1 protein-coding gene is annotated in these 3,863 nt (G+C 70.0%); it reads left to right on the forward strand.

Annotated elements, in window-relative coordinates:
* The coding region (locus OWC43_RS23115; protein WP_393958636.1) for a phage tail protein at positions 1-3,863 on the forward strand (3,863 nt) is incomplete at both ends.

Here is a 3,863-nt window from a genome sequence, read left to right on the forward strand (position 1 = left end):
CCCCGACGGCCGGGGCGGGCTGGAGCCGCGCCACACCTTCAACGGCGTGATCGCGACCCAGCAGGAGGCGTTCGAGCTGCTGCAGCTGATCGCCCAGATCTTCCGCGGCACGGTGTTCTGGTCGTCGGGCACGGTGACGGCGAGCCAGGACCGACCGGCCGATCCGATCCTGCTCGTCACCGAGGCCAACGTCCTCGACGGCACGTTCTCCTACGCCAGCACCGGCCGGCGCGCCCGCCACACGGTCGCGCTCGTCGCCTGGAACGACCCGGACAACCTCTACAAGCCGGCGATCGAGGTGGTCGAGGATGCCGAGGGCGTTGCCCGCTACGGCTACAACCCGACCCGGATCGACCTGCTCGGCTGCACCTCGCGCGGCCAGGCCCACCGCGCCGGCCGGTGGCTCTTGTTCACCGAGCTGCACCAGACCCAGATCGTCTCGTATCGGGCCGGCCTCGATCACGCGGTCGCCCGCCCCGGCGACCTCGTCGCGATCCAGGATCCGCAGATCGCCAATCTCGACCTGTCGGGCCGGCTCCTGGCGGGCTCGAGCCTGACGCGGCTCAGGCTCGACCGCCCCGTCACGCTCGCCGCCGGGGCGCGCTACGCGATCTCGGTCACCCTCCCGGACGGTACGGTCGAGGAGCGGGCGATCGAGACGGGGGCCGGCACCGTCACCACGGTGGCGCTCGCCGCCGCGCTGACGCAGGTGCCCGATCCGGCGGCGGTCTGGCTCATCGCCGGCCCGGTCGAGCCGCAGCTCTACCGCATCGTCGCGATCCGCGAGGAGGAGCCGCACGTCTACGCGGTCTCGGCCCTGCAGCACGAGCCGGGCAAGTACGCTGCGATCGATCGCGGGGCGGCGTTCGAGCCCTCGACGATCACCGCGTTCCCGGCCGTGGTCGCGCCGCCGAGGGACCTGACCGTGCGCGAGAGCCAGTACAGCGAGCGGGGACAGGCCAAGCAAGCCCTGACCCTGTCGTGGACGGCGGGTCAGCCGTTCAACGCCGTGGCCCATTCCGTGACCGCGATCCGGCCGTCCGGCGCCGTGGTCACGGCGCGCACGCCGAGCACCTCGATCGACTTCACCGACGCCGAGACCGGCGAGTGGCGCTTCCTCGTCGCGACGACCGGGCTGAACGGCAAGGCGTCGCTGCCGAGCGAACGCACCTACACCGTGGTCGGTTGGGCCGGTCAGGCAGCCACGCGCGTCACCGGCCTGACGGTCAAGGGCGGCGGCACCACGTTCGCCGGCCGCTCCTGCACCTTGACCTGGACCAACCTCCGGGCCGAGACCGTCCCGCCCTATCCGATCCGCAACGTCGTCACCGTGTTCGACGCCTCGAGCCAAGCGCTGTTGCACCGGGAGATGCTGCCGGCCGGCCAGACCGAGTGGAGCTACGACTACGAGGTCAACGCCAACGAGGGCGGCCCGCGTCGACAGTTCCGCGTGTCGGTCTGCGCGCTCTCGGCCGAGGACGGCGAGGGCCCGCCGGCCTCGCTGCTGGTATCGAACCCGCCCCCGGCGATGATCGCGCCGAGCGTGCAATCGACCTCCGAGGCGCTGCTGATCGACCTGCCCAAGGTCACGGACCCGGACTTCGCCGGCTACCTCGTCTGGGTGTCGGAGACGGCCGGCATCGATCCGCTCACGGCCAAGAGCTACGAGGTGCGCGACGGGCTGTTCACGCTCAAGGCGACGCCGGGCAGGACCTACCATGTCCGGGCGGCGGCCTACGACGCGTTCTCGAAGAACCCGGCCGAGCTCAACGTCTCGGCCGAGGTCGCCAAGACCGTCACGATCGAGCTGTTCGACACCAGCGCGCCGGCGCGCCCGGGCCAGCCGACGCTGGTCTCGAGCGCCGAGACCGGCCTCGACGGCGGCCTGAGCGCAAGTGTCCGGGCGACCTGGGCGGCGGCGACCAGCGCCAACCTCTCGCATTACGAGGTCGCGTGGCAGATCGGCTCCGGCGACTGGGAGACCCGCAAGGTCGAGACCCACGCGGCGACGATGCGCGGCTTCCGGCCGGCGACCGCGGTGAACGCCAAGGTTCGATCGGTCTCGAAGGCGGGCGTCCCGTCGGATTACGGCCCGGTGGGGAGCGTCACCACGGTCAAGAGCACGGTGGCGCCAACGAACCCGACTGCGCCGAGCGTCTCGGGTAAGTTCCAGCGCGTCGTCGTCACCTTCACGCCGCCGGCCGATCGCGATCTCGATTACATCGAGATCTGGGGCTTCGAAGGTGTCTCGAGCGCCGCCGCCCCGCCCTCGGGCTCGGTAATGGTCGGACGCGTGCCCTACGGCCAAGCCGCCTACTGGGACGACATGCCGACCACGGGCCAGCGCACCTACTGGCTGCGCGCGCGCAACACCTCCGACCTTGCCGCGCCGAACTACCTCCGGGCCGGCACCGCCCAGACGGCGGCGCTCGACGGCGCACAAATCGCCGCCGGCACCGTCGACGCGACCAGGATGGCTGCGAACCTTGCGGTACCGGCTGTCGTCGCGACCCTACCGGTGACCAAGACCAGCCAGCTCATCACCCTGGAGAGCGACGGCAAGCTCTATCGCTGGGATGCGAGCCAGGGGCGGTATGTCACCGAGACGTTCAACGTCGCCGACATCAAAGGCCTGACGGCCGATCAGATCGCGAGCGTCAACGCTGCGGCCCTGGCTGGTCAGATCAAAGCGACGCAGATCACGGACGGCGCGATCTCGACGCCGCAGATCGCAGCCGGGGCCGTCACCGGCGACCGGATCGCAGGCCGCACGATCGCAGCCGGCCACGTCGTCGCCAACGCGCTCACCGGCAACGAGATACAGGCGAATTCGGTCAACGCCGATCGCCTCGTCGCCAGTTCGATCACCGCCGCACAGATCAAGGCTGGCGCCATCGGTGCCGACCAGATCGCGGCCGGGGCGATCACCGCCTCGAAGCTCGCCATCAACGGCGCCAACATGGCGTTCAACCCCGACATGGCCCAGGGCACCCGCGGCTGGCATAAGTGGCACGGCTGGAACAGCGACCCCGCCGCCTATAGCCCTGTGTATGTTGATCCGGTTTGGTGCCCGGCTGGGTTCAAGGCTGCCGCGATCGCCTACTACAAGCTGGCGTCGCAGGCGACCCATCACTGGTTCGGCTTGCAGCAGACCCGCCTAAGCGCCGATGGCGGATGGGCGGATTACCCGATCGCCGGCGGCACGACCTACGAATTCTCGGCCTATGTCCAGGCGCACCGGTGCATCGGCCGGATCTACGTCGATTTCCTCAACGCCTCCCACCAGTATGTCGGCACGCGTTTCGTCGCGCTCGACACGGGAGGGCGGGTCGGCTGGACTGAGCAGGACCACCCGCGGATCACGTTGATCGCCAAGGCCCCCGCCGACGCGACCTACTGTAAGATCTACTTCATGGGTGGGCAGATCAGCGGTGACTGGCCGTATCTGTTCGTGACCGGCTTCATGATGGCCGCGACGCGGGACGGGGCGACCGAGACGAGCCCGTATCAGCCGCCCAGCGCGACCCTGATCGATGGCGGCAACCTCTTCACCAACTCGCTGCACGCCGATCGCATCGCCGCCGGCACGATCACCACCGACCGGCTTCAGGCCGGCGCCATTCATGTCGACACCATCGCGGCCAACGGCAGCATCTCGGCCGCCAAGCTCGCCGCCGACGTGTTGACGGCCGGCTCGATCACGGTCTCGGGCGGGACGAAGCTCTCATCCTGGGCCACGGGCACGGAGATCAACGGCGGCGCGATCAAGGCCGACAGCATCGACGCCAGCCGCCTCGCCATCGGCAGCCGGGCCATCCAGATCGCCGGCCTCGACTTCGAGTGCGTGCGCGACGGCAACGGCA

It is taken from the genome of Methylorubrum sp. POS3 (assembly GCF_043352485.1).
In the GTDB taxonomy this organism is placed as follows: Bacteria; Pseudomonadota; Alphaproteobacteria; order Rhizobiales; family Beijerinckiaceae; genus Methylobacterium; species Methylobacterium suomiense.